Origin of the sequence: Mesorhizobium sp. M00.F.Ca.ET.216.01.1.1 (genome assembly GCF_004010325.2) — a bacterium.
Classification (GTDB): domain Bacteria; phylum Pseudomonadota; class Alphaproteobacteria; order Rhizobiales; family Rhizobiaceae; genus Mesorhizobium.
The window spans coordinates 158,447-176,699 of the sequence record NZ_SADR02000001.1 but is presented as its reverse complement, the minus strand read 5'-3'; the positions used below and the strand labels follow the sequence as shown (position 1 = coordinate 176,699).

The 18,253-nt window shown below is 62.8% G+C and carries 13 protein-coding genes and 1 tRNA gene; 7 read left to right on the top strand and 7 right to left on the bottom strand.

What is annotated here, in order from left to right; all coding sequences use genetic code 11:
- Nucleotides 1-5 precede the first annotated feature (5 nt).
- Nucleotides 6-692, bottom strand: coding sequence for a Crp/Fnr family transcriptional regulator (locus EN859_RS00915; RefSeq protein ID WP_127851964.1), 687 nt, complete (start codon nt 690-692; stop codon nt 6-8).
- Nucleotides 693-927: 235 nt separating this feature from the next.
- On the opposite strand from EN859_RS00915, the gene EN859_RS00910 reads away from it, so the two are divergent.
- From EN859_RS00910 to EN859_RS00900, 3 genes are all read left to right on the top strand, one after another.
- The gene (locus EN859_RS00910) at nt 928-1,146 is read left to right on the top strand and encodes a hypothetical protein (protein ID WP_127851963.1); all 219 of its coding nucleotides are present in this window, start codon (nt 928-930) and stop codon (nt 1,144-1,146) included.
- Nucleotides 1,147-1,182: 36 nt separating this feature from the next.
- Nucleotides 1,183-4,860, top strand: a complete 3,678-nt coding sequence (locus EN859_RS00905; protein WP_127851962.1) for a S8 family serine peptidase — start codon at nt 1,183-1,185, stop codon at nt 4,858-4,860.
- 61 nt (nt 4,861-4,921) lie between these two features.
- Nucleotides 4,922-6,376, top strand: a complete 1,455-nt coding sequence (locus tag EN859_RS00900; RefSeq protein WP_189501609.1) for an MBL fold metallo-hydrolase — start codon at nt 4,922-4,924, stop codon at nt 6,374-6,376.
- Nucleotides 6,377-6,391: 15 nt separating this feature from the next.
- On the opposite strand, the gene EN859_RS00895 is transcribed toward EN859_RS00900, so the two are convergent.
- Both EN859_RS00895 and gph read right to left on the bottom strand, forming a co-directional pair.
- Nucleotides 6,392-6,466, bottom strand: a tRNA-Val gene (locus EN859_RS00895).
- 130 nt (nt 6,467-6,596) lie between these two features.
- Nucleotides 6,597-7,280, bottom strand: a complete 684-nt coding sequence (gene gph, locus EN859_RS00890) for a phosphoglycolate phosphatase (RefSeq protein WP_127851960.1) — start codon at nt 7,278-7,280, stop codon at nt 6,597-6,599.
- A gap of 150 nt (nt 7,281-7,430) precedes the next feature.
- On the opposite strand from gph, the gene rpiA reads away from it, so the two are divergent.
- The 4 genes from rpiA (at nt 7,431) to EN859_RS00870 (ending at nt 11,467) form a co-directional block, all read left to right on the top strand.
- Complete coding sequence (gene rpiA, locus EN859_RS00885) at nt 7,431-8,162, top strand: ribose-5-phosphate isomerase RpiA (RefSeq protein WP_127851959.1); 732 nt, start codon at nt 7,431-7,433, stop codon at nt 8,160-8,162.
- Nucleotides 8,149-8,727 carry a DUF2059 domain-containing protein gene (locus EN859_RS00880; protein WP_127851958.1) on the top strand — a complete coding sequence of 193 codons (579 nt, stop codon included), beginning with the start codon at nt 8,149-8,151 and terminating at the stop codon, nt 8,725-8,727. The genes rpiA and EN859_RS00880 overlap by 14 nt, the downstream gene beginning before the upstream one ends.
- A gap of 151 nt (nt 8,728-8,878) precedes the next feature.
- Nucleotides 8,879-10,267, top strand: a complete 1,389-nt coding sequence (gor, locus tag EN859_RS00875; RefSeq protein ID WP_127851957.1) for a glutathione-disulfide reductase — start codon at nt 8,879-8,881, stop codon at nt 10,265-10,267.
- 36 nt (nt 10,268-10,303) lie between these two features.
- The gene (locus EN859_RS00870; protein WP_127851956.1) at nt 10,304-11,467 is read left to right on the top strand and encodes a serine hydrolase domain-containing protein; all 1,164 of its coding nucleotides are present in this window, start codon (nt 10,304-10,306) and stop codon (nt 11,465-11,467) included.
- Between the two features lie 26 nt (nt 11,468-11,493).
- On the opposite strand, the gene mgtE is transcribed toward EN859_RS00870, so the two are convergent.
- From mgtE to EN859_RS00850, 4 genes are all read right to left on the bottom strand, one after another.
- The gene (gene mgtE, locus EN859_RS00865; RefSeq protein ID WP_127851955.1) at nt 11,494-12,858 is read right to left on the bottom strand and encodes a magnesium transporter; all 1,365 of its coding nucleotides are present in this window, start codon (nt 12,856-12,858) and stop codon (nt 11,494-11,496) included.
- A gap of 295 nt (nt 12,859-13,153) precedes the next feature.
- A complete protein-coding gene (locus EN859_RS00860; protein WP_189501607.1) occupies nt 13,154-15,043 on the bottom strand; it encodes an ABC transporter ATP-binding protein/permease in 1,890 nt (629 codons plus the stop codon).
- Nucleotides 15,044-15,517: 474 nt separating this feature from the next.
- The gene (locus tag EN859_RS00855; protein ID WP_127851953.1) at nt 15,518-16,198 is read right to left on the bottom strand and encodes a DsbA family protein; all 681 of its coding nucleotides are present in this window, start codon (nt 16,196-16,198) and stop codon (nt 15,518-15,520) included.
- Between the two features lie 24 nt (nt 16,199-16,222).
- Nucleotides 16,223-18,043, bottom strand: a complete 1,821-nt coding sequence (locus EN859_RS00850; RefSeq protein WP_127851952.1) for an extracellular solute-binding protein — start codon at nt 18,041-18,043, stop codon at nt 16,223-16,225.
- Nucleotides 18,044-18,253: the final 210 nt, after the last annotated feature.

Here is an 18,253-nt window from a genome sequence, read left to right as displayed (position 1 = left end):
CCCCGTCAGTCGTCGTCCTGTGACTCGGCAATGTGGCGCAGCGCGCGGGGGTCGGTGATGCGCAGACCACCGCGCTTGATGGCGATGATCGAGCGATTGCGCCAGTCGTTGAGCGTCTTGTTGACCGATTCGCGCGTCGCGCCGAGGAACTCCCCGAGTTCCGACTGCGAGATCGGAATCCAGCCTGCAGCGTCCGCCATGACGCCGGCCAGGAAGACCAGCCGCTTCGCCAGCCTGGCCTCGATGCCGAAAAAAGCCTGATCCCCGAGTTCGCCGCTGATCCAGCGCAGCCTGGCGCAGAGCAATTCGATCATCGCGCGCGCCAGCGACGGGTTTTTCTCAATACGATCAAATAGTTGCGTTCTGCTGAGCGAGACTAGCTCGCATTTTGTCAGGCAGATGGCGGTGGCGGTGCGCGGTCGCCCGTCGAGCGCACCGATCTCTCCGACCAGGCTGCGCGACAGCTCGATATTGGCCACCAGCTTCTGGCCGCCCGGCGAATAGATCGAGATCTCCACCGTCCCGCTCATCACGCCGTAGATGCGGTCGGCGGCATCTTCTTGGACGAAGAGATGCTGGCCGGCGGCGTAGCGCTCGACCTTGCAGCCGCTGAAAAGAATATCGAACTGGCGCGGATCGATGCGCGCCAGGCGCGGCAGATCATTTCTGTCGTTCGCGCTGGCGAAAGGCATGCTGATTTCCCGATTACCGCAATCGCCTGAGTTTACGGCAAGAGAGGGCGACATCAAAGCCCGGCACTCGTCCACGCAACCGCTTGCGCCGAGACAGGCAGGTTGGATGGCTGCATTCGGACGAAATCAGCACCGTGCAGTCGTTGTTTTCGACCAGGACGATTTGTGATGAGCCGTCTGCGCGTGCGGCGGGAGGTCGGCCGGCAGCGCAGACGGCAGCTGTGAAAATGACTAGGTGATCGAAAAAATTGCCGATGTCGACTTCACCTCTCTGTGCGGAAACCTCTTCACCGTCTGTGAAGGAGGTCACAGTGACGGCAGTCAAAAAGCGTCATCGTCGAACAGCTCGCAACTTGGCGCGCCTGTGATTTCAGACCAAAAACAACTTCGTGCTAGAGTATGGACTGGTGCACTTCAGTTGTTGCTCGTTCACCGTTCCGATTTGCTGGCCTGATTTCTACTTTGACGGACTGGAGAAGCGGGGCTTGCCATGACGGCAGCGAGGGGACTTCTTGTCAAGGTTCGCGGCGACGGCGCCGGTTTTGCCGCAAGCATCCGATCGCTCCGCCTCGGAGCAATCGACATCGAGCCGATCCTGACCGTACCGCCCGGCACAACCGGCGACGACTTCGGCGCTGGCGCCGATCGCGGCGCAACCTGGCTCAAGCTCGGCACCAAAACTGCCCGCTCGGAGAACCCCTGGGACGACGCTCACGATCTTGTCGGTCGAGGCGAGGCTCTCGCGGCGGCCGGCGGGCCGGAGGTTCTGGCAGTGGAGCCGGACTTCGTTCAGCAATGGGACTACAAGGACGCGAACGGCGACCGCGGCATGGCGGCGAGCGCCAGTCCTGTGTGTGCCTTCGACGACCAGGACCCGAGCGGCGGGCAAGCCACCGTGCCAGGTGCCGTTGCCTGGAATGCCGGCCCCGCCTTCAGCCAGTTCGCGGCCGCCCGCGCCAAGGTCGGCGCCAAGCAGGCCAAGATCACGATCGCCCATCTCGATACCGGCTTCGATCCAGCGCACCGCACCTTGCCGGCAGGGCTCGTCACAGCGCTGCAGCGCAATTTCGTCAACGACGGCAACGGGCCCAACAACGCCACCGATCATGCTCCGGCAGGGACGCTGACCAGCAATCGCGGCCACGGCACCGGCACGCTCAGCCTGCTTGCCGGCAACAAGCTGGACGGCACGTCGCCACACTGGCCGGGGTTCACCGATTTCATTGGCGGTGCCCCGCAGGCGAAAATCATCCCGGTGCGCATTGCCGACTGGGTGGTGCGCCTGACCACCGGCACGTTGGTGCAAGGGATCGAATATGCCCGCTCGAAAGGCGCACAGGTGCTGTCGATGAGCATGGGCGGGCTCACCTCCGAAGCGCTGGTCGCCGCGGTCAACCTTGCCTACGACAACGGCGTCGTGATGGTCACCGCCGCCGGCAACAATTTTACGATCACGCCGCGAAGCATCGTGTTTCCGGCGCGCTACAACCGCGTGCTGGCGGCCTGCGGCGTCATGGGCGATGGCCGCGCCTATTTCGGGCTCAGCTTCGGCACCATGCAGGGCAATTACGGGCCGCAGTCGAAAATGAAGACCGCACTTGGCGCCTACACGCCGAACGTGCCATGGGCAGAGATCGACTGCGCCAAGATCGTCGACATGGACGGCAGCGGCACCTCCGCCGCAACGCCGCAGATCGCTGCCGCCGCAGCGCTTTGGCTGGCCGAGCACTGGGACGTGGTGAAGAATTATTCGCAAGGCTGGATGCGCGTCGAAGCTGTCCGCTTCGCACTGTTTTCCACGGCGGCAAAGTCCACGGCCAGGATGGACGCCGCCGAGACATTCCAGAAGATCGGCCAGGGCGTGGTGCAGGCGGATGCCGCGCTCTCGGTCATGCCGCTAGCTGAGAACCGGCTGCATAAGCTGCCGCCGGCAGAATATTCCTGGGGCTGGCTCGATTTCATCACCGGCGGCGGCAACTCCGCAGCGTCCCTGTCGCCCGCTGGACGTCAGCACCGAAAGATGCTGGCGCTGGAGTTGACCCAGATGGCGCAGCGCGTCGCTTCGGTCGATCAGGCGATTGCCGACCCGGATGGTGATCCAGGTTCGATCTCGGCCGCCGCGCGCAACCGCTATCTGGAAGCTGCGCTCGATGAAGGCAATCCGTCGAAGCCGCTGCGCGCCTTTCTCGAAGGCGTGCTGGGGAGGCAGGGCGCCAAACCCGCTGCCGCCGTGGAGACGAAACCTGCGCCGCCGATCAAGCGCAGGCCACGCCCACTGCCGCCGCCGAAGCGCAGGCTGCGCATCTATGCACTCGATCCATCGGTGGCCAAACGGCTCGATTCCGTTTCCATCTTTAAGGCGACCCTTGCCGTTCCCTGGGACGACAAACCATCGACGGCCAACGCCTTGCAGCCCGGTCCGGTCGGCGAATATCTCGAGGTCGTCGATATCGATCCGGCATCCAACCGCGTCTACGATCCGGTCGACCTCAACGACAAGACCTTGCTCGCCCAGGACGGCTTGCTGCCATCGGAAGGCAATCCGCAATTCCACCAACAAATGGTCTATGCCGTCGCCATGACCACGATCGGGCATTTCGAGCGCGCGCTGGGCCGCCGCGCGTTGTGGGCTCCGCACTATGCCGAGAATGCCGGGCGCGCCGGCGACATGGCGATGAAAGCCCATGAAGTGCCGCGGTTGCGCATCTATCCGCACGCACTGCGCGCCGAGAATGCCTACTACAGCCCGGAAAAGAAGGCATTGCTGTTCGGCTATTTCCCCGCCGAAAGCAAGGAAGGTGACGTCACCACGCCGGGCACCACGGTGTTTTCCTGTCTGTCGAGCGATATCATCGCTCATGAGATGTCGCACGCTCTGCTCGACGGGCTGCACCGGCGTTTCCAGGAGGCATCTAATCCGGACGTACCGGCCTTCCACGAAGCCTTTGCCGACATTGTCGCCCTGTTCCAGCATTTCACCCTCAAGGAGCTGGTCAGCTTCGAGATCGCCAAGGCGAGGGGCGATGTATCGGCGGCCACGCTGTTGTCCGGCATCGGCAAGCAGTTCGGCGAAGGCAGCGGCCGCACCGGGCCGTTGCGCGATTACGGTGGCGCCGGCATGGCAGAGCTCGACTACGACAAGATGTTCGAGCCGCACGACCGCGGCTCGATCCTGGTCTTTGCCGTCTACCAAGCGTTTCTGGCGATCGCCGATCGCCGCACCGACGACCTGATACGACTGGCCACCGGCGGAACTGGCGTACTGCCCGCCGGCACCTTGCACCCCAGTCTGGTCGAGCGCCTCACCGACGAGACCACCAAGATCGCGCAGCAGATGCTCACCATGTGCATTCGCGCGCTCGATTATTGCCCGGCCGTCGACATCACCTTCGGCGAGTACCTGCGCGCGCTGATTACTGCCGACATCGACGCTTTCCCCGACGACCCGCTCCACTACCGCCTGGCCTTCATGGAATCCTTCCGCAAATGGAAGCTGTTGCCGCGCGATGTGCGCACGGTGTCGGAAGAGACGCTCGCCTGGAGCGCGCCCGACGATCCTTCGCCCGGCTGGCTGATCGGTTTGTTGCGCGACATCGACCTGAGGTGGAACCAGAAGCTCGAGCGTTCCGAGATCTTCGCTCTCAACGAGAAGAACCGCTACACGCTGTGGAAAGCGATGCGGCGGGCCTTTATCGCCAATCCCGATCTCTACAAGCAGTTCGGGCTGCTGCCTCATTTGCCGCGCTACAAGGACGACGGCACGCTGTTGCGCAAGGCACGCAAGGGCGAGACCACTTTCGACATCTTCAGCGTGCGCCCGACCCGCCGCGTTGAGCCTGACGGCTCGTTCCGCACCGAAGTGATCGCTGTCATCCAGCAGCGTATACCGGTCCGTCCCGACGGCACGCCCGCACTGGAGGGTGTGAAGGCCGGCGAGCGCTTCTTCTGGTTTCGCGGGGGCGCGACAGTCATCATCGATCCGCGCGAGCGGCAGGAAGAAATCCGCTATTCGATCATCAAGAACACCGGCAGCGCGGACCGGCAGAAACGCCAGTCGCAGGCCACGGCCATGAATTATCTGTCACCGCTGCGGGCGCTCTATTTCGGCAGCGAGATTTCAGAACCCTTCGCCATGCTGCATGCCAGCCATGGAGACGACGATGTCTAGAAGGCCTGCGACCCGCAGAGCGCCGCAACCTGCCGCTAGCGCTGCGGCTCGCAAGCCAGCCGTGACCGTAAGGCACTATTGCCAGGATATCGGCGATTGCCACCTTTTGAGCTTCCCCAGGGCGGACGGCTCGCCGTTCTGGATGCTCATCGATTGCGGCATCCACGTTTCGATCAAGGGCGGTCCGGCTCTCATCGCCGACATCGTCGCCGACCTCAAGGCCGAGACGGGCGGCAAGATCGACGTTTTGGTCGTCACTCACGAGCACTGGGACCATGTTTCCGGCTTCCTGACCTCGGACGATTTGTTCAAGGATTTTTCCGTCGGCGAAGTGTGGATGGCGTGGACCGAAAATCTTGGGGATCCGGAAGCGCTCGAGCTCGACAAATTCAAGGCGCAGGCTTTGACCGCCCTGCAGGGTGCAAGTCGGCGGCTCGACGCCGAGCACGGGTTGAGCACCTACATGTCGGGTATTCGCGACGGGCTGCAATCGGTCCTCGGCTTCCACTTCGGCGCCAAGGGCGAAAGGGTGCGCGCCGCGCGTGACGCTGCCGCCAGGCTTTCGGCGAAACAGCCTCCTGCCTATTTCGAGCCAAGCGGGCCGCCGCTGTCGATCCCCACGCTGCCCAATCTGCGCATCTATGTGCTCGGCCCGCCGCGCGACAAGGCAGCGCTGCGGCTGGAGGAAAAGGTGAGCGAAATGTATCCGCTCGCCGCCGGCGGCCCATTCACGCGGGCGCTCAGTGCCGGCCTGGCCGTGAACGAGGCAGGCGACGGAACCTACCTCGATGAACTCAGCCCCTTCGAGCGCAGTGTCGGCACGGAACTGTCGTCAGTGTTGAACAGCGGCGCGGCCGGTTATGCGCAAGGTGATATCGGTGCCTTTGTCAGGACGCATTATTCCGGACCGGTTTCCGGCGCCGGGGCCAACGAGGACCCCGACCAATCCTGGCGCAGCATCGATGCCGACTGGCTGGCGATTGCCGCCGACCTTGCCCTGCAGCTCGATCGCGGCGTCAACAACACCAGCCTGGTGCTGGCGTTCGAATTCATCGACACCGGCAGAGTCTTCCTCTTCCCGGGCGATGCCCAGATCGGCAACTGGCTGAGCTGGAAAGATTTGAGGTGGCCGGTGGGGGAGGCGACTGTCACGGCGACCGACCTGATGGCGCGCACAGTCTACCTGAAAGTCGCCCATCACGGCAGCCAGAACGCGACGCCGCAAAAGCAGGGCCTCGAATTGATGACGAGCAGCGATCTTTCCGCCTTCATCCCCACCAACCAGCTTGACGCCAAGAACGTGCATTGGGGCGAGATGCCCTACGATGCCATCCTGACCGCACTAGCCGCCAGGACGAAAGGCCGCGTCATCCGCGCCGACGACGAGTGGATCGGAAACAAGAACGGAAAGCCGGCATTTGCACCGCCCACCGGCTCGATCCTGGCGGTCCGCAACGCACCGCGCGATGCCGCCCGTGGCAAAGGTGGCCTCTGGGTCGAGCTTGATCTAGCCTGAAGTGATCATGGGGAATGGTGGGCGATGCAGGGATTGAACCTGCGACCCCACCCGTGTGAAGGGTGTGCTCTCCCGCTGAGCTAATCGCCCGCTCGTTGCCCGAAGGCCAAGCGCGCCGCGATATAAGGGAGGCTGGCTTGTGAAGTCAAGGCGATCTGCCGGCGTTCCTAAAGGAGCAGATTTTACAAACCCGCAGCGAGCGGTGCGATTGCTTTGCCGCTCAGTGTCCCGCCGCGGCAATCAGCCTTTGTGCCAGGTCGAGTGTCAGCGCATCGAAATGCGAGATCACCGCCGATGGCTCGAATTCGCGCACATGCCGGTCGGTATAGCCAAAATCCACTGCGACCACCGGAATGCCGGCGGCCTTGGCGGTATCGATATCGGTTTGCGAATCACCGACCATCAGGGCGCGATGCGGGTCGCCGCCGGCCAGCGCGATGGTTTCGGTGAGGTGGCGCGGGTCGGGCTTGCGGAACGCAAACGTGTCCTGGCCGCAGATCGCCGCGAAATGTTGCGCCAGGCCGAGCGCCTCGATCAGCGCCACTGAGTTGGTCTCGTATTTGTTGGTGCAGATGGCCAAGACATAACCGGCCGCCTCGAACCGGGTGATCGCATCGATGACGCCGGGGTAGGGGCGCGACTTGCCGGGGATGTTGTCGGTGTAATGATCGAGAAACAGTTTTAGCAACCGGTCGTGTTCCTCCACCGCCAGCGATCTTTGCTGTGCCGCGTGCGCGCGCTCGATCATCACCCGGCCGCCATGACCGACGAAGCGCCTAAAGCCGGCCTCATCGACGGCCGCCAGTTCGCTGGCGGCAAGGCTGTGGTTGAGGCTGTCGAGCAGGTCCGGCGCTGTGTCGACCAGCGTCCCGTCGAGGTCGAACACGATGATCGGTCGGGTCATGGCCTGTCCTGTGACGATTGCGCTGCCGGCAGGCGATAACCGCTGCAGCCCAACCAGGCAAGCAGTGCTTGGTCAATCCACAGGCCAAAGCCTTTGACCGGACGGGCAAAGATGCTAGGAGCGCCGAAACAAGCGAGATCCGGGGCAGGCATGGATGCGAGGCAACTGAAGGTCGAGGCCGCGCGGGCAGCACTTGCCCATGTGACTGATGGCATGCGGCTCGGCATCGGCACCGGCTCGACGGCCGAGGAATTCGTGCGGCTGCTCGCCGAGAAGGTAGCCACCGGCCTCACCATCGTCGGCGTGCCGACTTCGGAGCGCACCACCATTCTCTGCCGCGAGCTTGGCGTACCGCTGTCGACGCTGGAGGAAACACCAGAGCTCGATCTCACCATCGACGGCGCCGACGAGGTCGACCCGGCGCTGACCCTGATCAAGGGCGGCGGCGGCGCGCTGCTGCGCGAGAAGATCGTCGCGGCGGCTTCCCAGCGCATGATCGTCATCGCCGACCGCTCGAAAATGGTCGAGACCCTCGGCCGCTTTCCACTGCCGATCGAAGTCAATCAATTCGGCCTGCGCGCCACCGAAATCGCGGTCGGCGCAGCGGCCAAAACCCTCGGTCTTTCCGGCCCGGTTACATTGAGGATGACGGGGAGCCAGCCATTTGTTACAGACGGCGGCCATTTTATCCTCGATGCATCTTTTGGCCGCATTCCGGATACAAGAGCGCTTTCGAATGCTCTTCACGCCATTCCTGGCGTGGTCGAGCATGGTCTTTTCATCGGGCTGGCGTCAGCGGCCATTATCGCCGGCGGCGACGGCATCCAAACCGTCCATGCCGCCCGAAAACCAGGGAGTTCTACCGACCATGATGTTGCATAACCGCGTTCGCCGCCTTTCCGCCGTTCTGGCGACTTCGGCCGTCTTTGCGTTTTCTTCGCCGGCGTTTTCGCAGGACGTCAGCGATACGCATCTGAAGGCAGCGCGCGCTGCTGTCACGGCGATCCACGCGACGGACCCGTTCGATAACATCCTGCCGCAGGCGGCTGCCGCGCTCCAGCAGCAGCTTATCCAGAAGAACCCTGATATGCAGGAACTGATCAGCAAGACCATCAACGAGAAGGCCATGGCGCTGGCCTCGCGCCGCGCCGATCTGGAAAAGGAAGCGGCGCTCGCCTATGCCAAGGTGTTCTCGGAAAAGGAGCTCACCGATATCGCCGCCTTCTACAATTCCGATTCGGGCAAGAAGCTGCTCGACAGTGGCCCGACCGTAACGCGTGAACTGGTCAAGGCCGCCGACATCTGGCAGAACGGCCTCGCCCGCGATCTCGCCCAGCAGGTCGGCGAAACGCTGGCCGCAGCAGCCAAAGCCAAGGCGCCGGCAGCGGTCACCGATGGCCCGGCTCCTACCGCTGACGGCGCGCAGCCGGAAGCACCGAAGAACTGAGTTTCCTATTTCCCGGTGGCGTCTCGCCGCTGGACCAAAGGCCCGGCCTCCGTTGCGCGTCCGTAAGACGCGCGCCGCAGTAGTCCGGGCTTTTCTTTTGGCGTTTTGCAGCCTACCTGTCTGAGACATTTTCAAGGGCAAGGAGCTGCATATGGCCGCTTATGACTACGACCTTTTCGTCATCGGCGGCGGCTCCGGCGGGGTGAGGGCGGCTCGCGTAGCGGCGGCACTCGGCAAGCGCGTCGGTATCGCCGAGGAATACCGCTATGGCGGCACCTGCGTCATCCGCGGCTGCGTGCCGAAAAAGCTCTATGTCTATGCCTCGCAGTTTCCCGAGCATTTTGCCGACGCCGCCGGCTATGGCTGGAGCGTGCCCGAGGCCAGTTTCGACTGGCCGACGCTGGTCGCCAACAAGGATCGCGAGATCAGCCGGCTGGAAGCGATCTACCAGAAGAACGTGCAAGGCGCCGGCGGCGAGACCTTTCATTCGCGCGCCATGCTGGTCGACCCGCATGTGGTGCATCTTCTCGGCGAGGACCGCACCGTCACCGCCGACCAGGTCCTCATCGCCACCGGCGGCCGCCCGGCGCCACATCCCGCACTGGTCGGCCATGAGCATTGCATCTTTTCCAACGAGGCCTTCGACCTCAAGCAACTGCCGAAGGCGATCATGATCGAGGGTGGCGGCTACATCGCCGTCGAATTCGCCAATATCTTCCACGGCTTGGGTGTCGACACCGCGCTGGTCTACCGCGGCAAGGAGATACTCTCACGCTTCGACATGGACCTGCGGCGAATGCTGCACGAAACCATGGAGAAGAAGGGGATCAAGATCCTCTGCCACGCCGTGTCGGAGTGGGTCCGCAAGCGGCCGGACGGCCGGCTCGATGCGCTTCTCACCGGCGGCACGGTGCTGACGGTCGACCAGGTCATGCTTGCCATCGGCCGTATCCCCAACACCGAGAACATGGGCCTGGAGGGCGTCGGCATCGAGCTCACCAAGACCGGCGCGATCAAGGTGGACGCATACTCCCGTACCAACATCGACAACATCTGGGCGATCGGCGACGTCACCCATCGCGTGCAATTGACGCCGGTGGCGATCCACGAGGCGATGTGTTTCGTCGAGACCGCCTTCAAGGGCAATCCAACCGCGCCCGACCACGACACGATCGCGACCGCGGTCTTTTCGCAGCCAGAGATCGGCACCGTTGGCCTGTCGGAGGACGACGCCGTCAAGCGCTTTGCCGACATCGAAATCTACAGCGCCACATTCCGGCCGATGCGGCACACGCTGTCCGGCCGCGATGAGAAGATGTTGATGAAGCTGGTGGTCGACGGCGCCTCAAAGAAAGTGCTCGGCGCCCATATCCTCGGGCCGGATGCCGGCGAGATGGCGCAGCTTCTCGGTATCCCGCTCAAAGTCGGACTCACCAAGGATGATTTCGACCGCACCATGGCCGTGCATCCCACGGCGGCGGAAGAACTCGTCACCATGTACAAGCCGACCTACCGGGTGAAGAACGGCGAGCGCGTCTGACGGCTTCTCTTACCAAAGGATATCGAGGAGTATTCCATGCCCGCCGCCGGTATCGCACCGCTCGACCGCAACTTTGGCCGGCGCCTCGATCAGGTCGTCGATCGGGCTGTCGAGGAGGGGCGTATCGTCGGCGCCGTGATCCTAGTCGCCCGGCGCGGCGAAATCCTGCATAGCCGCGCCGCCGGTTTTGCCGATCGCGAGTCTGAGAAGTCGATGATACCGGACGCGGTCTTTCGGCTGGCGTCGGTCACCAAGCCCATCGTCGCCACCGCCGCACTTGCGCTGGTCGAGGCCGGCGTGATCAGCCTCGACGATCCCACAGCGAAATTCATCCCGGAGTTCCGGCCGAAACTGACGGATGGCAGCGAACCGGTCATCACCATCCGCCATCTGATAACCCATACAGCGGGGCTGGACTACGGCTTCCGCCAGCCGGCCAACGACCCTTACCACCGCGCCCGCGTCTCCGACGGTCTCGATCAGCCCGGACTGTCGATGGCCGAAAACCTTGCACGTATCACCTCGGTGCCGCTGTCCTATGCCCCGGGAACGAGCTGGGGTTATTCGGTTGCCATGGATGTGCTCGGCGAGGTCATGGCTAGGGCAGGCGGCGCCACGCTGCCGGATCTGGTCGACCGCCTGGTCACACGGCCGCTCGGCATGCACGATACCGCATTCGTCGTGCGCGATCGGGCACGGCTGGTGACGCCTTATGGCGACGGACCGGCAGAACCAGTCGCCATGGGCGAGCATCATCTCGTGCCCTTCGGCGAAGGCGGCGCCATCTCGTTCTCGCCTGGGCGCAGCTTCGATCCTGCTTCCTTCGCCTCCGGCGGCACCGGCATGAACGGTACTGCCAGCGATATCCTCAGGCTGCTCGAAACGCTGCGGACGGGAGGCGGAACGGTCATCCGCCCCGAGACTGCCGCGGCGATGACAACCGATGCGATCCCGGGCCTCGAAACCACCATGCCCGGCTGGGGCTGGGGGCAGGGATTTGCCATCCTGCGCGATCCGGCCGCCGCGCTCACGCCGCAAGCCACTGGGACGTGGCGCTGGGGCGGCGTTTACGGACATTCCTGGTTCGTCGACCCGACTCTCGATCTGACGGTAGTGGCGCTGACCAACACCGCGATCGCCGGCATGATGGGTGCTTTCCCCGACGCCCTGCGCGACGCGATCTACGGCTGGCAGCACTGACTTGCCAGCCGTTGGTCGACGCCGGCTTACAGCAGCGTCCCCCGCAGGATCACCAGCGCCACCGAGAAATAGATCACCAGGCCGGTGACATCGACCAGAGTGGCGACGAATGGGGCCGAGGCACTGGCGGGATCGAAGCCGATGCGTTTCAGCACGAACGGCAGCATCGATCCCGACAGCGAGCCGAAGGTGACGATGCCGACCAGCGCCGCGCCAACCGTGGTGGCGATCAGCGGCCAGTGCGGGCCGTAGTCGTACAAGCCCAGATACTGCCACAGCGCGATGCGGCAGACGCCGACGACGCCGAGGACCGCTCCGAGCGCGAGCCCGGTCGGCAGTTCGCGTAAGGCCACTCGCCACCAGTCGCTAAGGCCGATCTCGCGCAGTGCCAGCGCCCGAATGACGAGCGAGGTCGCTTGCGAGCCGGAATTGCCGCCGGAGCTCATGATCAGCGGAATGAACAAGGTGAGCACTACAGCCTTTTCCAGTTCGCCTTCGTAGCTTTGCATTGCGTTGGCGGTCAGCATCTCGCTGATGAACAGCGCGCAGAGCCAGCCCCCGCGTTTCCGGATCATGGTGAGAAAACTCATCTTCATGTAGGGCTCGTCAAGAGCCTCCATGCCGCCGAAACGATGCACGTCCTCCGTCGTCTCCTCGATCATGGTGTCGATGATGTCGTCGATGGTGACGATGCCGAGGATCTTTCCGTTCTCCACGACCGGAATGGCAAGCAGATCGTATTTGGAGATCAGCTGCGCCACCTTTTCACCGTCGGTCAGCGGCGAGACCGTGACCGGCACGCGGTCTTGCGCGACCGCCATGATCAGGTCGTCCGGCTCGCCGGTGATCAGCCGGCGCAGGCCGATCGAGCGCACGAGGACCTGCGTCTGCGGCTCTACGATGTAGATCGCGTAGACGGTCTCGCGCGTGCGCTCCACCTTGCGGATGTAGTCCAGCGTACGGCCCACGGTCCAGTTCGAGGGCACGCTGACAAACTCCGTCGTCATGATCGAAGCGGCGCTGCCTTCGGGATAGCCGAGAATGGCAAGCAGCGTAACGCGCAGCGGCGGTGCGAGGCCGCCGAGCAACTCGGAACGCGCCGGCTCCTCCAGATCGCGCAGGATGTCTGCGGCACGGTCGACCGACATGGCGGCGAGTAGCTTGCCCGCCTTGATATGCGGCAGCGCCTCGACGAGCTCGGACGCGCCGTCGAGCTCGGGCTGGTCGAAGATCTCGACCAGCCGCTCGAAAGTCACCTCACTAAGCAGCTCCGATGCCGTCTCGCGAGGCTCCCGGTTCAGGGCCTCGACGATGTCGGCGACGTGATCGTTTGCAAGGACACGGGCGATCGTGATGGCATCGCCGCCCGCTACGGGGGAAAATTCGTTCATGGCTCACTCCTTGCCATCCGGCAGGACGTGAGCCGTTCAGGTCACGCCCGGGCGGACGGCGGTTGCGTTCGACTGTGACTGTCGCCAGGCATGGCGCGGTGACCTTTCTGCTCGCGGGTTCGGGTTTGAAATTCTGCGAGCCGGCGCAACATAGGAGAGGGCTTTGCCGAGTCAATCGTAGTGACGGATGAAAACCGCAGCGAAGCGGTCAGATCGCAAGACTGTGATGGCTGTCGCGACTGCATCGCAATCCACGCCGGACGCCAGAAAGGCGCGGGCAACCAGTGCGTCGCGGCTATCTCTGCTTCAGCCGGCGGGGGAAGCGCAGCCACTTATCCTCGACCGCTCGCGTTGGCTGCACAAGGATGGTGGTGAGTTCGCGAGGCAGACTTGGAACCAGCGGCTTCTTGGTCGCGACGCCATCCGCAATCGAGACCACACTGTGGTAAAATTCGACCCCTGAGAGCGATCTCGGCGGCGCGGCTTCATGCATAACGCTGATCACTGTGACATCAGGACAATTATCCTTGATCGCCTGATGGAAAGCGATCTTGCCGTCGGGGTCGAGGGCACCCGTCGCCTCGTCGAGGAACAGCAGTCCGGGCTGCTGCAGCACGATGCGTGCGACCACCAGCTTCTGTTTCTGGCCGCCCGAAAGCACCTGGTCCCAGATCTTGCCCTCGCGGCTTTCATCGGCCATGTGCTCGATGAAGTCGCCAAGGCCCGCCTTGTGCAAGGCGGACGCGACCTGCGCGTCGGTATGATCGTGCTCGGAGCCGGGCAGGCAGACCAGTTGCTTCAGCGAGACCTGCTGCAGCTTGACCTCCTGGGCGGCATAGAAACTCTTGACGCCTTCCGGGAAGACGATGGTGCCGCGGCCGTAGGGCCACAGTCCGTTGATCGCCTTGATCAGTGAGGTCTTGCCACAGCCGGATTCGCCCTTGAGGAACGTCCACTCGCCGCGCCGGAAACGCAAATTCGCGGCACCGAGGAACGGCGTTGCGTCTTCACCTTGATGTGCCAGTTCGAGTTTCTGGATGGTCAGGCCGAAAACCGGATTCTGGCGATCGTAGCGGAAATCGGAGCGGCCGGTCAGCCTGTAGAATTCCTGCGGGTGCTGGACGTTTTCGATCGCATTGGCCAGCTCGGTCACGCGCTGGCTATTGGCTCGCAGCGCCGCGATGGCAGGCATGACATGGATGAACCACGAGCATTGGCTGATCAGCGAGTTGACCATTTCGGAGCCGGTTATATAGCCCTTGAGGTCGAAGCCGTTATGGATGAATGGCACCAGGCCCGGCCCATAGGCGACAATGCGAGCGCCAATGAAATTGTAGAGCAGTTCGAATGAATTGTAGCCGGTGTTGACGATGTTCAGCCGCGCCCAGGTGCGGTCGATGTCGCCATAAAGCCGGTTGTGCATCGTCTTCTGCACAGTCTCGCCCTGCGAGGCTGCGACATGGAAACTGCGCCGCAGGAATGTGATCAGCTCGCCGCGATAGCTGCCTTCAGCCTGCTGCATCCTGACGTTGAGCCGCTCCAGCAGTCTGCCCAGTTTGACCGCGATCCAGGTGTTCAGCGGCACGTAGATGGCGACCGCCAGGAAGGCGAGAACCGCGCTGCCATAGCTGCCGAGGAACTCCAGCCCTCTCACTTCAGCCGAGGTTTCAAGCAGTTTCTGGCCGACGAAGTAGAGCGAGGTGGCGACACCCAGCACTCCCATGGCCAGGCCGATGGCTCCACCAGTCATGTCCTTGATCGATTCCTGGACGCGCTGGTCAATGTTGTCGGGAGCGGCAGCGTCGGACGAGCCATTCTGGGCATGGAAATGCGTGTGGTTGGTGTCGAGCAGTGCTTCGTTGAAGCGGCTATCCAGCCAGCCGCGCCATTTGCGATGCAAGGTTGCGGACACAAAACTGCGGATGCCGGTAAAGCCTGCATCCTTGAGCACGACCAAAAGGACAAGTATGCCGGCGTTGGTCAGCAGCGACCCAAGCGGCGTGGTGTTTGCGGCATCGTGGAAAAAGGCGATTGAGTTGACCAGTTCTCCGGACGCCATTGCGAACCAGACGCCGGCCTTGCTGGACAGCGCCGTGAGCAGCGCAATCACCAGCGTCAGCGTCCAGGCTTCCTTCCAGCGGTCCGAGAACCAGTAGGCCCTCATCAGCCCCCAGAAGCTGCGCATCGACGAAACCGGCGTCAGGGGCGCCGGCCTTGCGGCCTCGCGGTGCGATTTTTCCGATATTGAACGTCGCGGTCGACTGACCCGAATCACTATTCCGCCCAAACCTTTTTTAGTTTTGTTACGGAGAGTAACACCAATTGATCATTTTCCATTAATTTTTATACCGGCGTATGCGAATTGGCTCACTCGCCGTTGCCATAAGGCAACAGATTGCATGGCGGCCGCACAATTTGGAGCGACCTCAAAAGCGAATTATCGATATTGATTTCAAAGAGTTGAGACGTCGGCGGCGCGAGCGCATTCGTCTTCCCTAGGGGAAGCTCTTCTAACGGTTTTGTGAACACTGAAACTCAGCCGATCGGCCGATTCCTTACTCCGGGGCCGACGCGAATGCCCGAAACTTGCCGTATTTCGCCTCGCCAACGCTTGTCAGCGCGGTACTGCCGCCACGAACTGCTTTCGCCCGCCCAAGGATCAGTTTGCCGTCTCCAACTCCCCACGCGCCTTTGCCGCCGCAACCTGGCGGATGGCATCGGCGAGCGTGTCGGCGTCCTGCGCACCCATCACCGCATATTTACCTTCAAGCAAGAAGCACGGCACACCGGTGATGCCCATGCGCGAAGCGGTGGCGATTTCGGTGCGCACCGCCTCGACATCGGCGTCGGTCGGCAAAAGCGTTTCGACCACGGACACATCCATGCCCGCCTCGCGACCGGCTTCGATCAGCACTGCGTGGTCGCCGAGATTGGCACCTTCCTCGAAATTGAGTTGAAACAGGCGGCGCACCAGCCGGTTCTGCACGGCCTCACCGGCGGCACCGGCCCAGCGGATGACCCGGTGTGCATTCAGCGTGTTGGGCGCGACCTTGATGGCGTCGAAGGCGAAGGAAATGCCTTCTGCCTCGCCCAGCGGCTCGATGCGGGCATGGATCTCACGGATGCGCTGTTCACTGCCGAACTTGGCTATCATGTATTCGCGGCGATCCTTGCCTTCGGGCGGGATGGTGGGATCGAGCTGGAACGGCCGCCAGCGCACATGCACCTCAACCTCGCCCGCAGCGGCAATCGCGGTGTCGAGCCGCTTCTGGCCGATAAAGCACCACGGGCAGACGACATCGGACACCACGTCGACCGTGATGGAGTTCTGATCGCTCATCTTCGTCTCCTGTCCGGAAAAGGTTCAGTTCGCCTTGCGCCACCAGGTCGGCAACTGATAGCCGAATATGGGCGTCTTTTGCGGATGTTCCAAATAATTCCAGTAGGCAATCCATTGCTGGTTGTTGTGCTGCAATGGCACCATGTAGCTGCCAGAGATCAGCAGCCGGTCGAGAACGCGTACGGCAGCGACATAATCTTCGCGCGTGCGCGCGTTGAGCATCGCCTTGAGCGCTGCATCCACCGCCGGATCGGCAACGCCTGCAAGGTTGAAGGAGCCTTCAGCCTTGGCTGAAGCGGATCCCCAGCGCCCGATCTGCTCGATGCCGGGTGAAAGCGAGTTGTTGAAGCCGCTCGAACCGATCAGCACCTCGAAATCGAAACGCTGTTTGCGCGACTGGATCTGGTCGCCGTCGAGGCTGCGGATAGTGACGTTGATGCCGATCTTTTCCAGCGTGCGTTGATAGATGGCGGAAAGCCGCTCCTCGTCCTGCGAGGACGTCAGGATCTCGAAACCGAAGGGTTTTCCCTCGGGATCGAGCATCGCACCGTCCTGCACCGTATAGCCTGCGCTCTTCAGCAGTTCGAAGGCGGCCTTCAGCACCTTGCGGTCCTGGCCCGAGCCATCGGTGACCGGCGGTCGCCAGGTGCCGTCCATGACATCGGCCGGCACACGGCCGGGGTAGGGCGCCAGCAAGGCCTCCTCCCTGTCGTCGGCGGGATGGCCGAGCGCGGAAAGCTCGGAATCCTGCCAATAACTCATGGTGCGCGTGTATTTGCCGCCAAACAGGTTCTTGTTGGCCCATTCGAAGTCGTAGAGCATGCCGAGCGCACGCCGCACGACCGGGTTGGAAAACTTCGGCAGCCGTGTGTTGAACAGGAACCCGGTCACAACAGGCGGAATGCCGGTGTTGAAGGTCTCGGCCACCACGTCACCCCTGTGGAAGGCGGGAAAGTTGAGATCGCGCTCGCGCTTGACCGGATCGCTTTCCTCGTCGATGGCGCAGATGCCCTTCTTGAACGCCTCGAGCTTGGCGTTGGCGTTGAGGAAATATTCGATAGTGATCTGGTCGTAATTGTCGAAGCCGCGCTTGGAGGGGATGTCCTTGCCCCAGTAATTTGGGTTGCGCTTGAAGACGATGCGCTGGCCCGGCGCCACTTGCGCCACAGTATAAGGTCCGCTGCCGATCAACGGCTTCAGCGTGGTCCTGTCGAACGTCTGCTTGTCGAAGGCGTGCTTTGGGATGATCGGCGTCAGCGCGATGATCAGCGGAAACTCGCGGTCGGCCCTGTTGTTGAAGGTGAAGCGCACGCTGTGGTCGCCGGTCTTCTCGATCTTGGCGATCTTGGCCATGCGGTCGCTGTAGGGAGGGCGGCCCTTCTCGGTGTATACGTCGTAGGTGAACAGCACATCCTCCGGCGTCACCGGCTCGCCGTCCGACCACTTTGCCTTTGGATCGAGGTGGAATTCGATGCTCTTGCCTTCGGGATCCATGTCGGCAGTGTCGGCAAGCAGGCCGTAGAGGCTGAAGGCCTCGTCGGCGTTGCGCTGCATCAAGGGCTCGAAGACGAGGTTGCCGAAGATCGTATCCATCATCCCGCGTGCCGTGGTGCGCAGGCTTTTCAGGATGAACGGGTTGAGATTGTCGAAACTGCCGACAACGCAATAGGTGATGCTGCCACCCTTCGGCGCGTCGGGATTGACGTAGTTGAAATGCGTATAGCCGGCCGGCAGCGCCGGCTCGCCCTGCATGGCGATCGCGTGCTTCGGTTCCGACACGGCCGGCTGCAGCGAAAAGGCAAAAAACGAAATCGCGGCGATCAGCCAAACAAGCACGCGGCCCATGACCGTCTCCTTATTGGGTCGGCTTGATGATTCGGGGCGCACCGTAGCATGCGGTCGTGCTTTGATCAGGCGTTCAGCCACTTAAGAATTGCGCCCACCGGGCTGGATTCGGCTTCGTTAGCAGTGTAACACGCCGTCCGAAGTCATTCTGTTGCCTCATTTCGGCAACAGGTAGCTGTACCTTACGGCACGAAGAAGCCGGTTCCCCGG

Bases quoted from the DNA above. Each gene is read 5' to 3' on its own strand.
- EN859_RS00915 (WP_127851964.1), bottom strand. From the start codon at position 692: ATGCCTTTCGCCAGCGCGAACGACAGAAATGATCTGCCGCGCCTGGCG.
- EN859_RS00905 (WP_127851962.1), top strand. From the start codon at position 1,183: ATGACGGCAGCGAGGGGACTTCTTGTCAAGGTTCGCGGCGACGGCGCC.
- gph (WP_127851960.1), bottom strand. From the start codon at position 7,280: ATGACCCGACCGATCATCGTGTTCGACCTCGACGGGACGCTGGTCGAC.
- rpiA (WP_127851959.1), top strand. From the start codon at position 7,431: ATGGATGCGAGGCAACTGAAGGTCGAGGCCGCGCGGGCAGCACTTGCC.
- EN859_RS00880 (WP_127851958.1), top strand. From the start codon at position 8,149: ATGATGTTGCATAACCGCGTTCGCCGCCTTTCCGCCGTTCTGGCGACT.
- gor (WP_127851957.1), top strand. From the start codon at position 8,879: ATGGCCGCTTATGACTACGACCTTTTCGTCATCGGCGGCGGCTCCGGC.
- EN859_RS00870 (WP_127851956.1), top strand. From the start codon at position 10,304: ATGCCCGCCGCCGGTATCGCACCGCTCGACCGCAACTTTGGCCGGCGC.
- mgtE (WP_127851955.1), bottom strand. From the start codon at position 12,858: ATGAACGAATTTTCCCCCGTAGCGGGCGGCGATGCCATCACGATCGCC.
- EN859_RS00860 (WP_189501607.1), bottom strand. From the start codon at position 15,043: ATGCGCAGCTTCTGGGGGCTGATGAGGGCCTACTGGTTCTCGGACCGC.
- EN859_RS00855 (WP_127851953.1), bottom strand. From the start codon at position 16,198: ATGAGCGATCAGAACTCCATCACGGTCGACGTGGTGTCCGATGTCGTC.
- EN859_RS00850 (WP_127851952.1), bottom strand. From the start codon at position 18,043: ATGGGCCGCGTGCTTGTTTGGCTGATCGCCGCGATTTCGTTTTTTGCC.